This is a genomic window from Marinobacter sp. KMM 10035 (genome assembly GCF_046537445.1).
Classification (GTDB): Bacteria; Pseudomonadota; Gammaproteobacteria; order Pseudomonadales; family Oleiphilaceae; genus Marinobacter; species Marinobacter sediminicola.
Window position 1 is genome coordinate 402,161 of sequence record NZ_JBBVMG010000001.1, and the last position, 19,142, is coordinate 421,302.

General features: G+C 55.4%; 15 protein-coding genes. 11 read left to right on the top strand and 4 right to left on the bottom strand.

The annotated features are described in order from the left end of the window. Positions 1 to 2,349, bottom strand: coding sequence for a GGDEF domain-containing protein (locus AADB16_RS01770; protein WP_410803553.1), 2,349 nt, complete (start codon positions 2,347 to 2,349; stop codon positions 1 to 3). Between the two features lie 352 nt (positions 2,350 to 2,701). Between AADB16_RS01770 and AADB16_RS01775 the strand changes: the two genes are divergently transcribed. The 4 genes from AADB16_RS01775 to AADB16_RS01790 all read left to right on the top strand — a co-directional run bounded on the left by AADB16_RS01775 (position 2,702) and on the right by AADB16_RS01790 (position 4,943). Next, the gene (locus AADB16_RS01775) at positions 2,702 to 3,220 is read left to right on the top strand and encodes an Hcp family type VI secretion system effector (RefSeq protein ID WP_309044038.1); all 519 of its coding nucleotides are present in this window, start codon (positions 2,702 to 2,704) and stop codon (positions 3,218 to 3,220) included. Positions 3,221 to 3,293: 73 nt separating this feature from the next. Further along, a complete protein-coding gene (locus tag AADB16_RS01780) occupies positions 3,294 to 3,644 on the top strand; it encodes a hypothetical protein (protein WP_200201457.1) in 351 nt (116 codons plus the stop codon). A 19-nt stretch (positions 3,645 to 3,663) separates the two neighbouring features. After that, positions 3,664 to 4,101: a hypothetical protein gene (locus AADB16_RS01785; protein ID WP_309044040.1), complete on the top strand. Its 438-nt coding sequence runs from the start codon at positions 3,664 to 3,666 to the stop codon at positions 4,099 to 4,101. A gap of 185 nt (positions 4,102 to 4,286) precedes the next feature. Beyond that, a complete protein-coding gene (locus AADB16_RS01790) occupies positions 4,287 to 4,943 on the top strand; it encodes a hypothetical protein (RefSeq protein WP_410800983.1) in 657 nt (218 codons plus the stop codon). On the opposite strand, the gene AADB16_RS01795 is transcribed toward AADB16_RS01790, so the two are convergent. After that, positions 4,926 to 7,598 carry a molybdopterin-dependent oxidoreductase gene (locus AADB16_RS01795; RefSeq protein WP_410800985.1) on the bottom strand — a complete coding sequence of 891 codons (2,673 nt, stop codon included), beginning with the start codon at positions 7,596 to 7,598 and terminating at the stop codon, positions 4,926 to 4,928. The two genes, AADB16_RS01790 and AADB16_RS01795, sit on opposite strands and share 18 nt — an antisense overlap. A gap of 515 nt (positions 7,599 to 8,113) precedes the next feature. Here AADB16_RS01795 and AADB16_RS01800 point away from each other — a divergent pair. From AADB16_RS01800 to AADB16_RS01810, 3 genes are read left to right on the top strand one after another with little or no spacing between them, the layout of a single operon-like run. Then, positions 8,114 to 9,415 carry a CmpA/NrtA family ABC transporter substrate-binding protein gene (locus tag AADB16_RS01800; RefSeq protein ID WP_410803555.1) on the top strand — a complete coding sequence of 434 codons (1,302 nt, stop codon included), beginning with the start codon at positions 8,114 to 8,116 and terminating at the stop codon, positions 9,413 to 9,415. Between the two features lie 23 nt (positions 9,416 to 9,438). Beyond that, positions 9,439 to 10,434 carry an ABC transporter permease gene (locus AADB16_RS01805; protein WP_410800987.1) on the top strand — a complete coding sequence of 332 codons (996 nt, stop codon included), beginning with the start codon at positions 9,439 to 9,441 and terminating at the stop codon, positions 10,432 to 10,434. An 11-nt stretch (positions 10,435 to 10,445) separates the two neighbouring features. Beyond that, positions 10,446 to 11,312 carry an ABC transporter ATP-binding protein gene (locus AADB16_RS01810; protein WP_410800989.1) on the top strand — a complete coding sequence of 289 codons (867 nt, stop codon included), beginning with the start codon at positions 10,446 to 10,448 and terminating at the stop codon, positions 11,310 to 11,312. 9 nt (positions 11,313 to 11,321) lie between these two features. On the opposite strand, the gene AADB16_RS01815 is transcribed toward AADB16_RS01810, so the two are convergent. Then, positions 11,322 to 12,626, bottom strand: a complete 1,305-nt coding sequence (locus AADB16_RS01815; protein WP_410800991.1) for a nitrate- and nitrite sensing domain-containing protein — start codon at positions 12,624 to 12,626, stop codon at positions 11,322 to 11,324. 353 nt (positions 12,627 to 12,979) lie between these two features. Between AADB16_RS01815 and AADB16_RS01820 the strand changes: the two genes are divergently transcribed. The 4 genes from AADB16_RS01820 to AADB16_RS01835 all read left to right on the top strand — a co-directional run bounded on the left by AADB16_RS01820 (position 12,980) and on the right by AADB16_RS01835 (position 18,678). After that, the gene (locus AADB16_RS01820) at positions 12,980 to 14,200 is read left to right on the top strand and encodes an NAD(P)/FAD-dependent oxidoreductase (RefSeq protein WP_410800993.1); all 1,221 of its coding nucleotides are present in this window, start codon (positions 12,980 to 12,982) and stop codon (positions 14,198 to 14,200) included. A gap of 28 nt (positions 14,201 to 14,228) precedes the next feature. After that, the gene (gene nirB / locus AADB16_RS01825) at positions 14,229 to 16,736 is read left to right on the top strand and encodes a nitrite reductase large subunit NirB (RefSeq protein ID WP_410800995.1); all 2,508 of its coding nucleotides are present in this window, start codon (positions 14,229 to 14,231) and stop codon (positions 16,734 to 16,736) included. Between the two features lie 125 nt (positions 16,737 to 16,861). Further along, positions 16,862 to 17,230, top strand: a complete 369-nt coding sequence (nirD, locus tag AADB16_RS01830) for a nitrite reductase small subunit NirD (protein ID WP_410800997.1) — start codon at positions 16,862 to 16,864, stop codon at positions 17,228 to 17,230. Positions 17,231 to 17,295: 65 nt separating this feature from the next. Beyond that, positions 17,296 to 18,678: a WS/DGAT/MGAT family O-acyltransferase gene (locus tag AADB16_RS01835; protein WP_410800999.1), complete on the top strand. Its 1,383-nt coding sequence runs from the start codon at positions 17,296 to 17,298 to the stop codon at positions 18,676 to 18,678. Here the strand turns inward: AADB16_RS01835 and AADB16_RS01840 are convergent. Beyond that, complete coding sequence (locus AADB16_RS01840; protein WP_309044050.1) at positions 18,671 to 19,078, bottom strand: NINE protein; 408 nt, start codon at positions 19,076 to 19,078, stop codon at positions 18,671 to 18,673. The genes AADB16_RS01835 and AADB16_RS01840 overlap by 8 nt on opposite strands. Positions 19,079 to 19,142: the final 64 nt, after the last annotated feature.

Below are 19,142 nucleotides of genomic sequence, written 5' to 3' on the forward strand. Positions count from 1 at the left end.
CTACTGCTCTGGCTCCGGAGCAGGTATAACGACAACACGGTTGCGGCCTTTTGATTTGGCTGCATAAGCGCCTTCATCGGCGCGTGCGACCACGTCTTTGGGCTCGCGGTCTGTAGGGAGCAGTTCAGTCACCCCGATACTGGCCGTAACGCCAAGCATGCGCCCTTCATGCTCTATTTTTAGCGCCTCAACGCCTGCACGAATGCGCTCGGCAAGGGCCTTGGCTCTAACCATTCCACACGCTGGTAAAATAATGCCAAACTCATCCCCGCCCAGGCGGGCAACAGCATCTGACTGACGTACCGACTCCTTGAACAGATCGGAAAGTCGACGGAGCATTTCATCGCCAAGCAGATGTCCACCTTCGTCGTTTACCGGCTTGAAGTGATCAAGATCGATGAGTATCAGCACGGAGCTTGCGTCCTGGCGGGTCATGTCGTCTAGGCATTTATTAAGCACAGCGGTAAAGGCACGGCGGTTCAACAATTGGGTCAAACTGTCGTGGGTGGCTTCCCAGGACAACCGCTCCTCCTGACGCCTGCGCTCGGTATCATCACGGAGTACAAATACCAATCGCTCGTTCTGCCGGCCTTGGCGGATGTGAATCATGCTGAGGTCGACATCGAACAGATCGCCGTTGGCGTTGCGAAGGGTAACGTAAAGGCTGTCCAGATCATCCCGGTCAAGAAACCACTCGTGGTTGAGGGCTTGGTCCTCGTGGTCGATGCCCACCAGCTCAAATACATTTTTACCAACATATTCCCCACCGGCGCCCAAAAAGCGGGCCGCAGCCTGGTTCGCATATCGGATAACACCGCCAGTGTCGGCCATCAAGACGCCGTCCTGCATTACGCCTAATATGCTCTCCGCCCTTAGTTGCTCGTCTCGCAGGGCGTCTTCTACCGCCAGTTCGTGGGAAATATCCCTCACAACCGTAATGGTACCCATAACCTTTTCGGGAGTTTCAAGAATTGCCGTCATTACCTGGCACCAAACCGGCGTGCCTGCGTTAGGCCCTTGCAACTGATAGCGCCCGCGGAATACCTCCTGTTTCTCAAGGGCTCTCTGCCAGCCATGAATCACTGCATCACGATCATTCGCGGTGACGCAATCAAACAAATGGGAACCTGTGAGCTCTGCCAGTGTCAGGCCGATAATGCCTTCAAATACCGGGTTCACGAACTCAATGCGGCCAAGTACGTCAGCCTGCACAATACCTATCGGTGCTCCGCGGGTAAGTGACCGGAAAAAGGCCTCCCGCTCTGCCAGTGAGCTCAAAACATCATCACGCTCGTCCATAACCATGTTGAATATTTCAGCCACCTGGCCTATTTCCGAACTACCGGAGACCCCCACCGGGTTACTTCGCACCCCCAGATGGCGCTCGCGCACTTGCTGCCCAAGCTCGCCCAACGGCGCCATCAGGCGACGAAAGCGCCACATGGTCACCGGAACAACCAGCAGGATCACCACCAACAACGTCCAGAGAAAGGCATCCTTGATTCGGCTAGCCGGCGCATAGGCTTCGCGAGCGGGCCAACTAGCGGCCACAAACCAAGGCACCTCAGACATTTGCTGAACCGACAGAATGATACTTTCCCCCTCAGAACCACGAGTTCTGGCGGTGCCCTCAAACCCGCCCACGGCCTCTTTTAGCAGCGGGTTAGCGTCGTTAATCGGTTGCATAACCTCACCGGTCCGGCCATTGGCCAGAACCGTTCCACCGTGGGTTACGATCGCCAAATATCCGGTTTCACCAATACGGATGTCAGAAAACTCTTCAATTAGATGCTCACCCGAAAGCACAACTGCACCCCCGAGCATGCCGATAAAGCGTTGTTTATGATCGAATACGGGCGCTGCCATCATCAGGGCAGGCCGGCCTTGATCGTATGATCTGTAGGGCTCACTGATAAGCGGGGTAAGTTGCTCTTTGGCGCGGCGAAAATACGAGCGGTTACTAATATCCAACCCGACCAGCTCCAGATCTTCCGGGTGCTCGGCAATCACTTTCCCTTGCGCATCAATCAGGTAAACACCATCAAAAAGGTGCTGCAATGCTGTTTGGCGGCGCATCACGACTTTTGCTCGCACCTCGAATGCGGCCTCACTCATGGTGAGCCCTTTGGCCACATGGCTGAGAGTTTCCAAGCGCTGAGCCAACTTATCGTCCAGTTCGCCAGCCACTATCTGCGCAATGGTCTCTACCTGTTTCGCCGCCTGCTGCTCAAGTTCGGACTTGCTTAAAAGTGAGCCAACAAGAGCAACCACGAGCGCAGTCAGGACAACAGCGGCAACCACGAAAAGCACAGCCCGGTTGACCAAGCCTCGCAGCCAGCGGGAAATCATCACAGCAGAGTTACTCCTCTTTTCAGAGATAGCGTAGTAATGGTGGGTCCCCCTGCTGTTCAGTTCGCTTAAAAATGTTTTCGGTCGTTTAAATTTTAGCAGAGCCTGTGCAGTGGGGAATTACAGGCCTGCAATCACCAGCACTATTTGCCCAGGCAAATATTCGCCCAGGGAGCAATTTATCGCCCCAGGGCCGAGCATAAGCTTGCCCATCGCAGAACAGCGCTTTGCGGAAATCCTGTTAGATACTGTTTTGAATGAACTTTACCAACTTGGCACGGGCTTTGTTTATATCTTTTTGTCCAGGGAACACCCAAGGACATTCATTCATTTAAACGTCATGGAGCAGACTATGCCAACTCCTTGTTATATCTCTATCGAAGGAAAAACTCAGGGCAACATCACCGCTGGTGCATTCACGTCCGATTCCGTAGGCAACATTTACGTTGAAGGTCATGAAGACGAAGTACTGGTTCAGGAATTCAGCCACGTTGTTACCGTTCCTACCGATCCCCAGTCCGGCCAGCCTTCCGGCCAGCGTGTACACAAGCCGTTCAAGTTCACCTCAGCACTGAACAAAGCCACCCCGCTGATGTACAACGCTCTGGCTTCTGGCGAAATGCTGCCAAAGGTTGAGCTGAAGTGGTACCGCACCTCGGTTGAAGGCAAGCAGGAGCACTTCTTCTCCACCATCCTGGAAGATGCCACTATCATCGACATCAACTGCACCATGCCCCACTGCCAGGACGCCGCCAGCGCTGACTTCACCCAGCTGGTAACCGTGTCCGTGTCCTACCGCAAGGTAACCTGGGAGCACGCCGTTGCCGGCACTTCCGGTGCTGACGACTGGCGTTCGCCAATCGAGGCGTAAGTTTCGATTTGGTTCTAAAAGAGAGGCTCCACGCCTCTCTTTTTGCATTCCAACTATCAAAAGGAAGTTGATAGTGAGCAATACCAATTTATCTGAAGAAGATGTCTCAGCTGTAAAAGCAGTAATCACTGCCTTTTACGGTGAGCGCATCGCAAACCGTTTTCATGCGGGCAGCATTACGCCAGAGACGCTACAGCTTGTTGCTCAATTAATAACCGAGACTGAAGTGTGCAGCCAATGGATCGATGCTGTCCCAAACCCAAAAGACATACTTTCTCCCGCAAATGGCATTCGAAAATGGGCCATCAGGGTTATTCGAGCTGCAGGCGAGCCATTTGCAAAGGGCCACATTAAAATCAGCCTTACTTGCAAACTAACTCGTGGACTACAATTCAGGAGTTTGCTGGAATCCTCTCTCAGATAAGACAAGGAAGCCTGAATAAATGAAACTCATCAGCACAGCTATATTTTTACTGTTTTTATCGGGCTGCAGCTCGGTTCAGCCGATATCATTTTCGCCAAGTCAGGATTATTCGGTGTCTGTGGGTTCTTCTTTATTCGATGCAGTGCGTATTGACGTAAATGACACATCTCTCTTCCGTAAAGGCAAGGCCATTGGGTTCATCCGCATTGAACCTGTCCCCGAAGGCTCCGATTCAGCGGAAGCTTTTCTGAACGAGCTTAAACTCAGCTCTGAATCAGCATCCACGAATACAACGCCATTGAATCTCCCATCTGGCTTCACGGGGTTCGCAGCAAAAAACCGTAATTACGTTACCGGCTACCTATTCAGCGAAACGCACTCCGACTCAATTCTTATTTTCAGCTTCCCTGAAGGTGACTTCGACGAAATCGTCAAGACAGTCTCGGCCGGAATTTAATACGCCGCCTTCAGACAAACTGTCACCACTTATTTTTATCTGGTGACGTTTTGTCTGACTCGTCGCCGAGAATCTAGTAAATTGGCAGGTAACCTAACGAAACCGACTTACCAGATCATGAGGCGCGTAGTCCTTCGATTGACATGAAACACCCGAAATATCAAATGCGTCAGCTAGGCGAGCTGATGTGCACTGTTACAGAGCAGATTCTCTGGCAACACGCTGCAAACCAGGTTCAGGCGCAAGCGCCCGGGAGCACTCTGGTGTGCCGGGTAGGCTCAGGCCAAGCGACCTATCACCGCTTTAACCCGCAGCCAAAACAGCACCAGATCACTTACGGCCTTCGCATGATTCAGGCCAAACACCATCCCGCCACAGCGAGTGGCTGGCTCTCCAGTCGCGAGATCCACCGGCGCGGATATTTCGGCGGCGAGCTGAACACGCTTAATCTGCTGGCACACACCTGCTGCCATGAGTTCGCACATTTGCTGCAACACAGTGCGGGCCATAGATTTCCAGGCTCGGTTCACAACCGGCACTTCTATAACATTCTTGATGATCTGCATGAAAATGGAGAAGCAAGTGTCGTGCGAGAAGTATTAGTGGAGCGCGCGGAACAGCAGGGCATTGATCTGCCTCAGCAGTCTTTCGAAATGCCTGATATCAATAAACAGAAGGCGGCGTGGAGCCTTGGCGAAGCTGTGGCCTTCGACCAGGGTTTGCGGGAATTTCAGGGCGATATTACGCGAGTTAACCGCAAAACCTGTACCGTGGACGGCACAGGCAGGTTCCGGGGCCAGCGCTACCGAGTCCCCATGTCGTTGCTACGCAGGGTGCGCTAACAGCTCACGAATTTCCGGAACACAGGAGCCACAGTTGGTGCCGCACTTTAGAGTGCGCCCCAAAGCCTCCAGTGTCGCGTGCCCACGGCGGATGGCACTGGCAATCTGGCGGTCACCCACCTGAAAGCAGCTGCATACCAGAGCCCCGATTTCTTCCGTTTCCACAGACCGGCCCGCAAGCAAACACTGTCGCTGATCAGCGCTCAAACATTCAGCCGAAAAACACTGATCCAACCACACCAGGTCCGGCAAAAGATCCGCCTCACGATCAACCAAAAGAACAGCATCCAACCGGCCATCAACTACGTGCGCTGCCCGGAAGCGCCCTTGCGCCGCATCAGCCATAATTAGCTGTGGCTCTCCCCCCAGCCAACTCTGCGCATCACTGCCCCAGTCCATCGTCTGGTTACCGGCCAGCCACCAGCTCGTACTATGGGTCAGTGGCTGGCGGCACCAATAATCACAGAGTCCCGCCAGTGCCCCCAGCCCTCCTCCGGATTCGCGACGCATCAGCCGAGCCTGCCATCGGCTCGCAAGGCTAGATAGGCTGGCAATACCGTGCTTGCTTTCTGGCTGGCCAGAGATCGGATCGGTCACCGCAGCAATCAGATTTGTTGCAACACTTTGCGAGGCAAAACATCCGCTCCAGTGAATCGGTATGAAGACCTCTCCGGGGCGTTGATCCGCTGTCAGCCGAGCCCGACCAAGAAATGCCTCAGGCCCTGGCCCGGTGAGCTGGCACAAGGTCCCGTCACTGATCCCATAGTGGAGCGCATCGTCCGGATGGATCTCAATGGAAGGTTCCTGGCGGTGCGTCAGAAGCCGAGAGACCAGTGCCGTGCGCGTCATGGAGTGCCATTGATCACGAATACGGCCGGTATTGACCACAAGTGGATAGCGTGAGGTTACGACTTGGCAGGGCAGCCCTGCAGAAATGGGCACCATTCGGGCGCGCCCGTTATCCGTGGCAAAGCGCCCGTCAGAAAACAGCCGGGGTGTGCCGGTTACATCACCCGCCGCACCCATGGACACAGGCCACTGCACAGGTTCCAGCTGGTTATACTGAGCATCTGTCAACTGGGCCAAAACGCCGATATCAAACACCTGACGCCCATCGCTAGCCTTGCAAGCAAGGGCGGAGAGCATCGCGTGCTCCCGAAAAATATCTGCCGGACGCTGATATTGAAAGGCCTGGGCGTGCCCAAGCTCCCGCGCAACCGACGTCAGTATCTGCCAGTCTGGGCGAGCTTCGGAAGTTAAAGGCAGAAACGATCTCTGGCGCGAAATGCAGCGCTCCGAATTGGTCACGGTTCCGTCTTTTTCACCCCAGCCAGCCGCCGGCAACAATATATTGGCGAAGGCTGTGGTATCCGTATTCGCCATGCAGTCGGACACTATCACCGTGGGGCAAGCTGCCAAGGCCTCACACACCCTCGCCGAATCCGGCAGGCTGACCGCAGGGTTGGTGCCCATAATCCAGAGCACCTTGATATCACCTCGATGCACGGCCTCAAAGAGTTCAACGGCTTTGAACCCGGGTGCCTTCGGAAGACGGTCTGTATCCCAGAATCCGGCCAAACGCTCACGGGCGCCCGGAGTATCGTATTCCATATGAGCAGCCAGGGTATTCGCCAAACCACCCACTTCCCGGCCACCCATGGCATTGGGCTGGCCAGTCAGGGAAAAAGGGCTGGCGCCCGGCCGGCCCACACGTCCCGTCGCCAGATGGCAGTTAATAATAGCGTTGCAATTATCGGTACCGGCTACCGCCTGATTAATCCCCTGAGAGAACGTTGTCACAGTTCGAGGTGTGTCGGCATACCAACGGTAGAACTGCTCAACATCACCTTCGTCAAGATCACACTGGGTGGCAACGGATGTCACGGAGGGGGCAACCTCCTGTGCACTCGCAAGGGTTTCTTCAAAGCCGCTACAGTGCCTAGCGATATAGTCAGAATTTGTCGCCCCGTGTTGCACCAGCCACACCAGCAATCCGTTGAACAGAACCGTATCTGTACCAGGTTTCAGTTTAAGGTGGAGGTCTGCAAGGTCAGCCGTGGCTGTTCGCCGCGGATCAATAACCACCACCCGGCGTCCGGCGCGCTGCGATGCCTGCATACGCTGGTAGAGTACGGGGTGAGCCCAGGCGGCGTTGCTGCCCGCCAGCACCAGAAGATCGGCGAGTTCCAGATCCTCGTAACAGCCGGGTACACAGTCCTCGCCAAACGCTCGTTTGTGGGCTGCCACCGCTGAAGACATACAAAGTCGCGAGTTGGTATCCACATGGGGCGTACCGATAAACCCTTTGGCAAGTTTATTGGCAACATAATAGTCCTCTGTTAACAGCTGACCCGACAGGTACAGGGCTACAGATCCCGGGCCGTACTGATCAACAGCATCGCGAATGGCATCGCGCACTGCAGCAAGCGCCTCTGGCCAGCTTCGCTCCTCACCCTCAACTTGGGGCTTCAACAGCCTTCCGTTGGGAACCAGAGTGTCATGCAACGCTGAGCCTTTAACACACAGCCGGCCCTGATTGGCGGGGTGACTTTTGTCGCCGGCCACTAAAGAAGGTGTCGCCGCCACACCACAACCCACACCACAGTATGGGCAAGTGGTTTGAATGCTGTCAGCCGGTTTGATATTGGAATCCACGCTTCTACCTCTTCGCCTGTGTTTGATCACTGTTTGCTCAAAACCCAGATGCGAACTGCAATAACAAGGCCAGCGCAGCCCCAAAAACCATGACCCTGGCCCGAATGCGCCGCGTACAGCGCCCGCGCGCCCACAACTCACCTACGACAGACTCTCGTCTGGTACGTCTCCAACGATTCACAATGGTGCAAAACCACTCGGTCCTGCACTAAAGCAAACCAGAAAAATCTTTCCCAAACACAACCTGAAACCTGAAGAAGAACATTACACCACTGTTTTTAAAGCGTTTTTTATCACTGGCACAGGCTATGCAACCTCACACATGAACTTTCGAGACCACTCAATTTAATCGGGCATAGGTGCCTGCCTTCCGACAGCGGAGGGCAGGCATTTTTTTGCCTGAAAGAATGTCACGAGGTAGATACGTCATGGAAACAACCCTGAACATCGTCACCGGATCGTTCCGCCGACTGGCCGGGTTGGCTGCTACAGCCGCCCTTATAGCCAGCGCCGGCATGGTTCAGGCAGAGATTGGCCCGCCTGAGAAGCCGGATCTGAAACTCGGTTTTATCAAACTGACCGACATGGCGCCTCTGGCCATTGCCTGGGAGCAGGGTTTCTTTATGGACGAAGGTCTGTTCGTTGAGCTGGAAGCACAAGCCAACTGGAAGGTCCTGCTGAACAGAGTTATCACCGGCGAGCTGGATGGCGCCCACATGCTGGCAGGCCAGCCGCTGGGAGCGTCCATTGGCTATGGCACTCAGGCCAACATCATTACTGCGTTCAGCATGGACCTGAACGGCAACGCGATTACCGTTTCCAATAATGTATGGGAAACCATGCGCCAGCACATTCCTGAAAAGGACGGAAAGCCGGTGCATCCAATCAGCGCAAGTGCCCTGAAACCGGCGGTAGAGCAATCCCGTGAAAAGGGTGAACGTTTTCGCATGGGCATGGTGTTCCCGGTTTCCACCCACAACTACGAGCTACGCTACTGGTTGGCGGCGGGTGGCCTGCACCCTGGCTACTACGCCCCTCAGAGCGGCGATACCAGCGGCACCCTCAGCGCAGACGTACACCTTTCTGTAACCCCGCCCCCACAAATGCCCGCTAGTCTGGAAGCGGGCACCATTCACGGCTATTGCGTGGGTGAACCCTGGAACCAACAGGCCATATCGAAGGGCATTGGCGTTCCGGTGATCACCGATTACGAAATCTGGCCCAACAACCCGGAAAAGGTGTTTGGCGTCAGTCTGTCCTGGGCTGAGAAATACCCCAACACCCACCTGCACCTGCTGCGGGCCCTGATTCGCGCTGCACACTGGCTGGATGAAAACAACAATGCCAACCGGCAAGAAGCCGTCGAAATACTGTCTCGCTCGAGCTACGTGGGTGCCGATGCCGAGGTCATCGCCAGCTCCATGACGGGTACCTTCCAGTATGAGAAGGGGGATATCCGCGAGGTGCCCGATTTCAACGTTTTCTTCCGCTACAACGCAACCTACCCGTACCCGTCTGATGCCATCTGGTATCTCTCACAGATGCGCCGCTGGGGCCAGATACCCGAGGCCAAACCGGACGACTGGTACATGAAAACGGCAGCACAGGTATACTGTGGAGACATCTATGCCGAAGCGGCCAGATCCCTGATCGACGATGGCTTGATGGAGGCTGAAGACTTCCCCGACTTCAATCAGGAGAACTTCTCCCGCCCCCATCAGGGTGAGTTGATTGATGGTGTCGCCTTTACCCCGCGCCAACCCAATGCCTACATCGACAGTTTTGACATTGGCCTGAAAGGCTCCGATACCCCTTAACGCGCTGTCCTCAGGAGAACCACATGAGCACGCTAATGAACACAAACTCCAGAATCCGACGTTTCGGGGGGCTGAAAGCACTGACAGATCGATTCACTGGCGTGGAGCTGGTCCGAACCGGCAAGCAGCTGGTACTCCCGATGGTCGGCATTCTGGTCTTCCTCGGTTTCTGGCATCTGGCTGCGCCCCAGGTGAACACCTCGTTGGGCTCCTTCCCTGGCCCGGTGCAAGTCTGGGAGCAGAGCGGACAGCTCTGGCAGGAGCACATCAATCAGAGGGAACGGGCGGACAAGTTCGTAATAATGCAGGAGGAGCGAAATGCTCGAATTCTGGCTAAAAACCCAGACGCCGAAGTCAAGATCCGAAGCTACCCCGGTGCCCCGACGTTTGTGGACCAGATTGTCACCAGCTTGATCACCGTCATGGCGGGCTTCCTTCTGGCAACGGCGATCGCCGTCCCACTGGGCATAGTGCTGGGTCTTAACCGGCACCTTCAAGCAGCGATCAACCCACTGATCCAGATCTTCAAACCCGTTTCGCCGCTAGCATGGCTACCTCTGGTCACCATGGTGGTATCGGCTACTTACGTCAGTGAGAACCCGATGTTCGAGAAGTCATTCCTCACCTCGATGATCACCGTCACCCTGTGCAGCCTTTGGCCCACCCTGATCAACACCGGCGTTGGCGTAGCGGCGGTGAATCCCGACCTGCTGAATGTTTCGCGGGTTCTGCGGTTGTCATTCTGGACCCACGTGATGAAGGTCGTTCTTCCTTCCTCGGTACCCATAATCTTCACCGGGCTTCGCGTCTCGCTCGGCATTGCCTGGATGGTGTTGATAGCTGCTGAGATGCTGGCGCAGAGCCCAGGGCTTGGAAAGTTTGTCTGGGATGAGTTCCAGAACGGCAGTAGCCAATCCTTAAGCCGGATCATGGCAGCCGTGCTGGCCATCGGTTTTATCGGCTTTGTACTGGATCGCATCATGTTGATGCTTCAGAAGAAAATTGCGTGGAACGAGTAACGGAGAAACTTATGAGCAAGCCCCATTTGGAACTGACCGGCGTGGAAATGTCTTTTGATACACCCAAGGGTTCCTTTATTGCACTGGACAACATCAACCTGAAAATCAAAAAAGGCGAGTTTGTCTCCCTGATTGGCCATTCCGGCTGCGGTAAATCCACAGTCCTGAACATCGTTGCCGGCCTGCTGCAAGCTACCAAGGGCGGATGCATTCTGGATGGCCATGAGATCAACTCTCCCGGGCCAGAGCGGGCCGTGGTGTTCCAGAACCATGCTCTGATGCCCTGGTTGACGGTGTACGAGAACGTGGAATTGGCGGTGCAACAGGTATTCCGTAAGTCCATGACAAAACAGGAGCGTCGAAGCTGGATTCATCACAACCTGGAACTGGTAAACATGGCCCACGCCGCCAACAAGCGGCCGGGAGAAATCTCAGGAGGTATGGCACAGCGAGTCGGGATTGCCCGGGCACTGGCAATGAAGCCAAGCGTGCTGCTGATGGATGAACCTTTTGGTGCTCTGGATGCACTTACCCGGGCTCACCTGCAGGACTCCCTGATGGAAATCCAGCAAGAGCTGAACAACACGGTGATCATGATTACCCACGATGTGGACGAGGCCGTGTTGCTGTCTGACCGCATTATCATGATGACCAACGGCCCCGCTGCCGCCGTCGGGGAAGATCTTTATATCGACCTGGAAAGGCCCCGTAACCGAGTCACTCTGGCGGATGATCCCACCTACGTGCACTACCGGCAGGAGGTTCTGAAGTTTCTCTATGAGAAGCAACGTAAGCTGGAAAGCATCACCCCGCGCCGGAATAATCAACCGACTGGCACAAACATGCAAAAAGACATCGTTCCGGCGGCGAAGGCCTGAACAGGTCGCTTACTTCAACACATCAGCCATAGACACCAGTGCCCGAGCAACCTCGGGCAGCTTTTTACCCTGATCCATGGCCAGCTTTCGCAAAACCCGATGAGCCTCATCGTTGTTGATTTTGCGGTGACGCATCAACAACAAGACCGCTTTTTCCTGAACCTTCCTCTCTTCCAGAGCGTCTTTGGCACTCTGCAAATCCTCGCTCATCTGTTGAAGCCGACGTGACTGCGCCTGCACCAGGTCAAAAATTGATCGTCCAGATTGTTGACCAATACCGCCGCTGTTCCAGGCTTCACCTGATTGGATCTGCCCACTGTTGTCTGGCTCACAGAGTACCAACATGGACGGCACAGAATTTTCTGGCTGCTCAAGTGCTGCAATCAGTACCTCATGATGTGCCAATGTGCTCCGTGCGTCTGCATAGCGCTCGGCACAGCGACCATGAAAACTGTTTTCCACCGATTCTTCTACCTTTTTGAGCTCATCCATACGCTCGCTCATTAGCGCAAACCAGTGATCAGCAAGTTCCGGGTCCAGTGGTTTGTATCGGCCGATGGCGCATCCGAAACGCCGCAGGCGCTCCACTTCCTGTTCCCGCTCATGAGCAAGCAGGCTCTTTAGTAGCTGGCCGCTCTGCTCATCGGCAAACTCGACAAACACCTCAAAACACCGCCCCTGCGCTTCAACAAGGTGCGTCATGCGCCGGCTCAGTGCACTGGCAAAGCGTCCTGTGGAGAAACCGACGGAGCCTGCTGCGCGCTCTTGGCCACAGAACTCTTTACCCTTCATCAGATGCACCATAGCCACCAGCAAACGCGCAAGCGAGGGATCTACGGCAGTATCCGCCGCTTCGAAAACCACGGTAATCAGCCGCTGGATAAGCGTACTGTAGGACTCGGTTGTCTCTGGCACCGACAGTGCCCGGGCTTTCACCCGCTCGCGCAGCGCTGTCAGGCTCTCCAGCCCATGAAGGGCGCTGGCAATATGAGCCAGCAAGTGGCTGCTGACAGGGTGTGTCGTCAACTCTTCATGGATCTCAGCCAGTGCCCGCTTGAAAACGATATACAAACACTCCGATTCAGCGACCATGGTTTTTCTCTCCAGGCCAAACTTTTCACCACCCGATCCCAGAAAAATGGAGGACGCTCCGCGTTCCCGCTGCAGCCCGTGCACGAGATTGCTGATGCTCTGTACCAGCCTCCCCATCTGCAAAAAATACTGGAGGTTCATAAGCTCGCACCGCCGCGATGCGATCAGGTACGCCTCAGCCGAGGGTTGGACAGGGTTGTGTCGACGCTTGCTGATATCCATTTCAAAACTCCGGGTGTAGTCACATTGCTGCATCGCTGGAAACCGGAGCAATTACCGCGCCAGCAAAAACGCATCAAAGTCGTGCAGCCTGCTCCTGCAAGGTGCAAAAAAGCCGGATACCCAAGCACCACACTTATCAAGAAAACATCAAAGCATTGATTTTAAAGGTTTTTGCAATTTGGCACGAACATCGCTTTATACAATTCAAGGACGATTGTTACGGCCAAGGATTCGGCCGAGCTTCCAGAAAACTATTGATGGCATTGGCGCCGGATCATCGATTCCCCGAGGGGACGAGATGCTCCGGCTTTTTTGGTTTTAAGCGCAGCATAGGTGCAAAGATGATCCGGAAAATGGAACCGACATTGATCGTCTGTGGCCACGGAATGGTGGCTCAACGATTCCTTGAAGAGTTGGTGAGCAAAGCCTCAATCCCCTATCGGAATATCATTGTGTTCAACGGCGAAACCTATGCGGCATACAACCGTGTTCAGCTTTCTGCCCTGCTCAGCGGAGACACCCAAGAGGATAGCCTGCCCTTGAAGCCAGACGCCTGGTTTGCCCATCACGGCATTCAGGTTCATCACGGTGAAGCAGTCGAGGCTATCGCTCCGGATGAGCACACGGTGACGACAAGCTCAGGCCGTGTTTACAGCTATAGCACACTGGTTATTGCAACCGGAGCCGGCCCCGCCCGCCTGGGTATTCCCGGCGAAGAACTGAGCGGTGTTATGAATTTTCGCGACCTTAACCACACTCGCACCCTGATTGAGCTTAGCAAAAGCCGGAAGCGGGCCATCGTGGTTGGCGGCGGATTTCTCGGGCTTGAGGCTGCCGAAGGTCTGCTGCGCCGGGGCATGGATGTCACCGTTTTGCACCGAAGCCGTCATCTCCTGAACCGGCAGCTGGACCCTGACAGTGGCAAGCTTCTGTCTGATGCCCTGACCGAACGCGGCATGCATATTCTGACGTCCACATCCCCCTCCCGGATACTGGGGCAAGAACGTGTTCGTGCCATTCAACTGCACGACCAGACTCTTATCAGCACGGATCTCGTTGTCATCGCTACCGGCATCAAGCCCAACCGTGAACTGGCACAAAACGCCGGGCTGGCCTGCGGGCGGGGCATACAGGTCAATGCTCAGCTACAAACCAGCGCTGCAGACATTTTCGCCATTGGCGAGTGCTGCGAGTTCAACGGCGAAACCTATGGGCTTGTGGAGCCGGGTTACCAGCACGCAAAAACCTTGGCATGCGTACTGGCAGGAACAACCAGAAGCGCGACATACCAGCCTTCTGAAATCGCCACCAGGCTCAAGATCGGCGGCATACCTGTTTTTTCCTGTGGCAAGCAGGCACCCGATGAGCATACCGAATCCCTGATCTGGCAAGACATTACAACCGGCGGATACAACCACCTGCTGGTTCGCGATAACCGGCTGGTTGGCGCCATTCTGATGGGCAACACAAGCCAAGGCCCGTGGTACCAGGAGCTGATTAACGACAACACCGACATTCAACGATTCCGGGCCCAGTTGCCCTTTGGCAAACCCTATTGCGAAGCAGCAGCCTGAAGCGCTGCCCATGAGAGAGGAAAGAACCATGAGCAAGAAAACCCTGATCGTGATTGGCAACGGCATGGTTGGCCATCACTTTCTCGAGCAATTTGTCGCCAGCTCTGCGGCCCCGGACTATGACATTCTGGCTTTCGGCGAAGAGAAGCAGTTGGCCTACGACCGGGTTCACCTGTCTGAGTACTTCGCAGGCTCTACCCATGCAGATCTCGCCATGGGCACGGAAGACTGGTACACCGAGCAAGGCATTGAGTTGCATTTAAACGAGCCAGTCACCGCCCTGAACCGGGATCAGCGTACCTTGATCACACCGAAAGGCGAATACCACTATGACGAACTGGTGCTGGCGACCGGCTCCTTCCCGTTCGTGCCGCCGATTGAAGGCCGCGAGCACCCCCACTGTTTTGTATACCGAACCCTGGACGATCTCGATGCCATTCGCGCCAGCGCCAAAGAGGGCAAATCCGGCGTCGTAGTAGGCGGTGGCCTGCTTGGTCTGGAGGCCGCCAATGCGCTAAGAAGTCTCGGCCTGCAGGCCCATGTGGTGGAATTCGCCCCCCGCTTGATGCCGGTGCAGCTGGATGCCGACGGCGGTGCGCTGTTGCGCCACAAAATTGAAGAGCTGGGTGTTCAGGTTCACACCGAGAAAGCCACCACCGCCATCGTTGCGGGCGAGAACGCGCGGCTGCGCATGAACTTCAGCGATGACAGCCATCTGGAAACCGATCTGATCGTATTTTCCGCCGGTATTCGTCCGCAAGACGCACTCGCGCGAGCCAGTGGCCTGAACGTGGGCGAACGCGGCGGCATCGTCGTAAACGACCAGTGCACCACCTCCGATCCGCATATCCATGCCATTGGCGAGTGCGCGCTCTGGGACCAGAGGATTTTCGGTTTGGTCGCACCCGGCTATACCATGGCCCGCACCTTGGCATCGGTGCTGAACAGCCACTCTGACGCTGCCTTTACCGGTGCCGATATGAGCACCAAGCTGAAATTGCTGGGCGTGGATGTTGGCTCCATCGGTGATGCCCACGGCCAGACGCCCGGCGCCCGCAATATACGCTTTAACGACGAGCAAACAGGCCACTACCGCCGCATGGTTGTCAGCGAAGACGGTCAAACACTGCTGGGTGCCATTCTGGTAGGCGATAACAGCTACTACGATACTTTGCTGCAGTACGCACTGAACGGCATAGCGCTACCCGACAATCCGGAAGCCCTGATCCTGCCGGAGAGCCAGGGCGGTGCGCCGGCGCTGGGCCCTGACGCGCTTCCGGAAACCTCTTCCATCTGTTCCTGCCACAACGTCACCAAGGGCGACATTTGCTGTGCCATTGATGCGGGTAGCAGTGACCTTGCCGGCGTTAAAGCCGAGACCAAGGCCAGTACCGGTTGCGGTGGCTGTACTGCATTGCTCAAGAGCGTCGTAGATAACGAGCTGGAAAAACGCGGGGTGGCGGTCAGCAAGGACCTGTGTGAGCACTTCCCCTACAGCCGACAAGAGCTGTTCCATCTGGTGAAGGTGAATGGCATCCGCAGCTTCCGCACCCTGATCAGCCAGCACGGCAAGGGCCATGGCTGTGACATTTGCAAGCCGGTCGTCGGCTCCATTCTGGCCACCTGCTGGAATGAGCATATTCTGGCCACCGATCATGTGCCGCTGCAGGACACCAACGACACCTTCATGGCCAACATGCAGAAAAACGGCACCTATTCCATTGTGCCGCGCATTCCTGGCGGGGAGATCACGCCCGATAAGCTGATTGTGCTGGGCGAGGTGGCCAAAGAGTACGACCTGTATACCAAGATCACTGGCGGCCAACGGGTTGACCTGTTTGGCGCCACGCTCAGTGAGTTACCGGAGATCTGGGAGAAGCTTATTGCAGCCGGCTTCGAGACTGGCCATGCCTACGGAAAATCGCTACGCACGGTGAAATCCTGTGTTGGCAGTACCTGGTGCCGCTATGGCGTGCAGGACAGCGTGGGCATGGCGATCCTTCTGGAGAATCGCTACAAGGGCCTGCGGGCGCCGCACAAGGTGAAGATGGCGGTGTCTGGCTGCACCCGCGAGTGTGCCGAGGCGCAGAGTAAGGATTTCGGGGTGATCGCCACCGAGAACGGCTGGAATCTCTATGTTTGCGGTAATGGCGGCATGCGTCCGCGGCATGCTGATTTGTTTGCCACCGATCTGTCTGATGAGGCGCTGATCCGCACCATTGACCGGGTGGTGATGTTTTATGTGCGCACGGCCGACCGGCTGCAACGCACTAGCGTATGGATGGAGAACCTGGAGGGCGGTCTGGAGTATCTGAAGCAGGTGGTTCTTGAGGACAGTCTGGGCATCTGTGCTGAGCTCGAAGAGCATATGAACGGCATTGTAGATACCTACCAGTGTGAGTGGAAAACGGCGGTGGAAGATCCCGACAAGCGTAAGCGGTTTCGGGAGTTTGTGAACTTGCCGGAGCAGAGGGATCCGGTGCAGCAGTGGACTACTGAGCGGGGGCAGAGGCGGCCTGTTTTGGAGTCTGTGTAGCCTGTTTGTTTTGGTGGGGGCGCGCGGCGGCACGGGGGGGCTTTCCTCTGGGAAAAATAACTCGCTGCGCTCACGATCCACCTGGATATCGAAAAGCTAAAAACACAAATTTAAGGAGAATACAGATGAGAACTCGTACTTGTTGGAACTCGGTTTGTACTGTTGATGATCTGGTGCCGGAATCCGGTATTGCGGTCTGGACGGTAGACGGGCCGGTGGCGGTGTTTTATTTGCCGCATCGGCTGCCGGCGCTCTTTGCCATCAGCCATGCGGATCCTTTCAGTGGCGCTAATGTTCTGGCGCGAGGTATCACGGGGGATCTTGGGGGTGAGCCAATCGTCGCATCGCCGTTGTACAAACAACACTTTAATCTGAAAACCGGTGCCTGTTTGGAGGATGAGTCGGTTAGGGTCAGAACCTACTCGGTGCTTCTTGATGGAAATCGGATCCTTTTGGAAACAAGGGAAACACATCAGGAGGCTGTGGCAGCCTAACCTTGAATCACTCGCGGGCAACCTGATGTAAGATCAGTCAAACAATCATAAAAAGGATCCTGCCCGTGAAGCCTCTCAGCCCTACAGACCAGCTTTTTCTCTGGCTGGAAAAGCGCCAGCAACCCATGCATGTGGGCGGGCTGCAGATTTTTTCGTTTCCGGAGAATGCGCCTGACGATTATGTCGCAAGGCTTGCTGAGCAACTTCGAAAAGATACGGAAGTAACAGCGCCTTTCAACCTGCGACTGGACAGCCGCTTAGCACAACCTGTGTGGGCCCAGGATGATCATCTGGATCTGGAGCACCATTTTCGCTTTGTCGCCTTGCCTACTCCCGGCCGTATCCGTGAGCTGCTTGCATTTATCTCTGCCGAACACTCCCACCTGATGGACCGGGAGCGGCCTTTGTGGGAGTTCCATCTTATTGAGGGGCTTGGCGACAGGCAGTTTGCCGTTTACATAAAGGTGCACCATTCCTTGGTGGACGGTATTTCCGCCATGAGAATGACTCAAAAAATGCTGTCGACGGATCCCTCCAGGCGCAACATGCCGCCCGTTTGGGACATGGTTGTACGACAAGGGCAGAGCGGGGACAGAAGCAGCCCCTCTCTCTGGCAGAGTATCAGCCATTTACTGGGGGAGTCGGGGAAGCAGCTTGGGACTGTGCCAGCCGTCGCTCGGGAATTACTGCGCTCGGTGAATAAAGCCCGCAAAGATCCACTCTACAATTCCATGTTCCATGCGCCACGCAGCATTTTGAATCGAAAAATTACCGGCTCCCGTCGATTCGCTGCGCAATCCTATTGCCTCAAGCGCATCAAGGCCGTTTGTCATAGGTACGACGCAACTGTGAACGATGTGGTCACCGCCATGTGCGCCAGTGCTTTACGTACCTATTTGATGAACCAGGATGCGCTGCCAGAAAAGCCATTGATTGCAATGGTTCCGGTGTCTTTGCGCAAGTACCAGAAGTCAGGGGAGGATCAAGCGGAGGGCAATCACGTGGGCGTTATTCTGGCCAATCTGCACACGGATGAAAGCCACGCTGGTGAGCGGCTCAGGAAGATTCACCAAGGCATGCAGGAAGCAAAGGAACGTTACGCCCACATGTCGCCTGAAGAGATTCTCAACTACACCGCTCTTACCTTGGCGCCGGCGTGCTTTCACCTTCTTACCGGCATGGCTCCGAAGTGGCAAACGTTCAATGTGGTGATTTCAAACGTACCCGGGCCAAAAGAAACCTCTTACTGGAACGGTGCCAAGCTGGAAGGCATGTATCCGGTGTCGATTGCCATGGATCGCATGGCATTAAACATGACGCTGACCAGCTATAACGACCAGATCGAGTTTGGTCTGATCGGGTGTCGCCGCACCCTACCGAGCCTCCAGCGGATGCTGGACTATCTGGAGGACGGTTTGGTGGAGTTGGAGCAGGATATGGCTAGCTGAACTTCACTTCGCGGTTCCGCTCTGAAATCTGGTCATTCAAGGTCCAAAAGTCGTAGAGAATACCAATCAGGAACAGGCCGCCGGTCAGCAGGTAGATGATGCCTGTGATCCATTTGCCCATGTACATTCGGTGCAGGCCAAATACGCCGGTGAAGGTGAGTAGCAGCCAGCCGATGTTGTAGTCGACTTCGCCTTCCCGAAACCGGCTGTCTGCCTGTTCGTCCATGGAGGGGATCAGGAAGAAGTCGATTATCCAGCCGATCAGAAAGAATCCGAACGTAAAGAACCAGATGGTTCCGGTGATGGGTTTGCCGTAATAAAAGCGGTGTGCGCCCAGAAATCCGAAGATCCAGAGTAGGTATCCAAACAGTTTGCTGTGTGTATCTGGGCGGTTGAGCATTATGGCTCCGGTGTCGGTTATCGGTAGCTTTTATATGGGGCTTGGAGGTTGATTCTACAAGGTC

What these genes read in the sequence shown, in the direction of transcription:
- AADB16_RS01770 (WP_410803553.1), bottom strand. Translation starts at nt 2,349, where the DNA reads ATGATTTCCCGCTGGCTGCGAGGCTTGGTCAACCGGGCTGTGCTTTTC.
- AADB16_RS01775 (WP_309044038.1), top strand. Translation starts at nt 2,702, where the DNA reads ATGCCAACTCCTTGTTATATCTCTATCGAAGGAAAAACTCAGGGCAAC.
- AADB16_RS01785 (WP_309044040.1), top strand. Translation starts at nt 3,664, where the DNA reads ATGAAACTCATCAGCACAGCTATATTTTTACTGTTTTTATCGGGCTGC.
- AADB16_RS01790 (WP_410800983.1), top strand. Translation starts at nt 4,287, where the DNA reads ATGTGCACTGTTACAGAGCAGATTCTCTGGCAACACGCTGCAAACCAG.
- AADB16_RS01800 (WP_410803555.1), top strand. Translation starts at nt 8,114, where the DNA reads ATGGTTCAGGCAGAGATTGGCCCGCCTGAGAAGCCGGATCTGAAACTC.
- AADB16_RS01805 (WP_410800987.1), top strand. Translation starts at nt 9,439, where the DNA reads ATGAGCACGCTAATGAACACAAACTCCAGAATCCGACGTTTCGGGGGG.
- AADB16_RS01810 (WP_410800989.1), top strand. Translation starts at nt 10,446, where the DNA reads ATGAGCAAGCCCCATTTGGAACTGACCGGCGTGGAAATGTCTTTTGAT.
- AADB16_RS01815 (WP_410800991.1), bottom strand. Translation starts at nt 12,626, where the DNA reads ATGGATATCAGCAAGCGTCGACACAACCCTGTCCAACCCTCGGCTGAG.
- AADB16_RS01820 (WP_410800993.1), top strand. Translation starts at nt 12,980, where the DNA reads ATGGAACCGACATTGATCGTCTGTGGCCACGGAATGGTGGCTCAACGA.
- nirB (WP_410800995.1), top strand. Translation starts at nt 14,229, where the DNA reads ATGAGCAAGAAAACCCTGATCGTGATTGGCAACGGCATGGTTGGCCAT.
- nirD (WP_410800997.1), top strand. Translation starts at nt 16,862, where the DNA reads ATGAGAACTCGTACTTGTTGGAACTCGGTTTGTACTGTTGATGATCTG.
- AADB16_RS01840 (WP_309044050.1), bottom strand. Translation starts at nt 19,078, where the DNA reads ATGCTCAACCGCCCAGATACACACAGCAAACTGTTTGGATACCTACTC.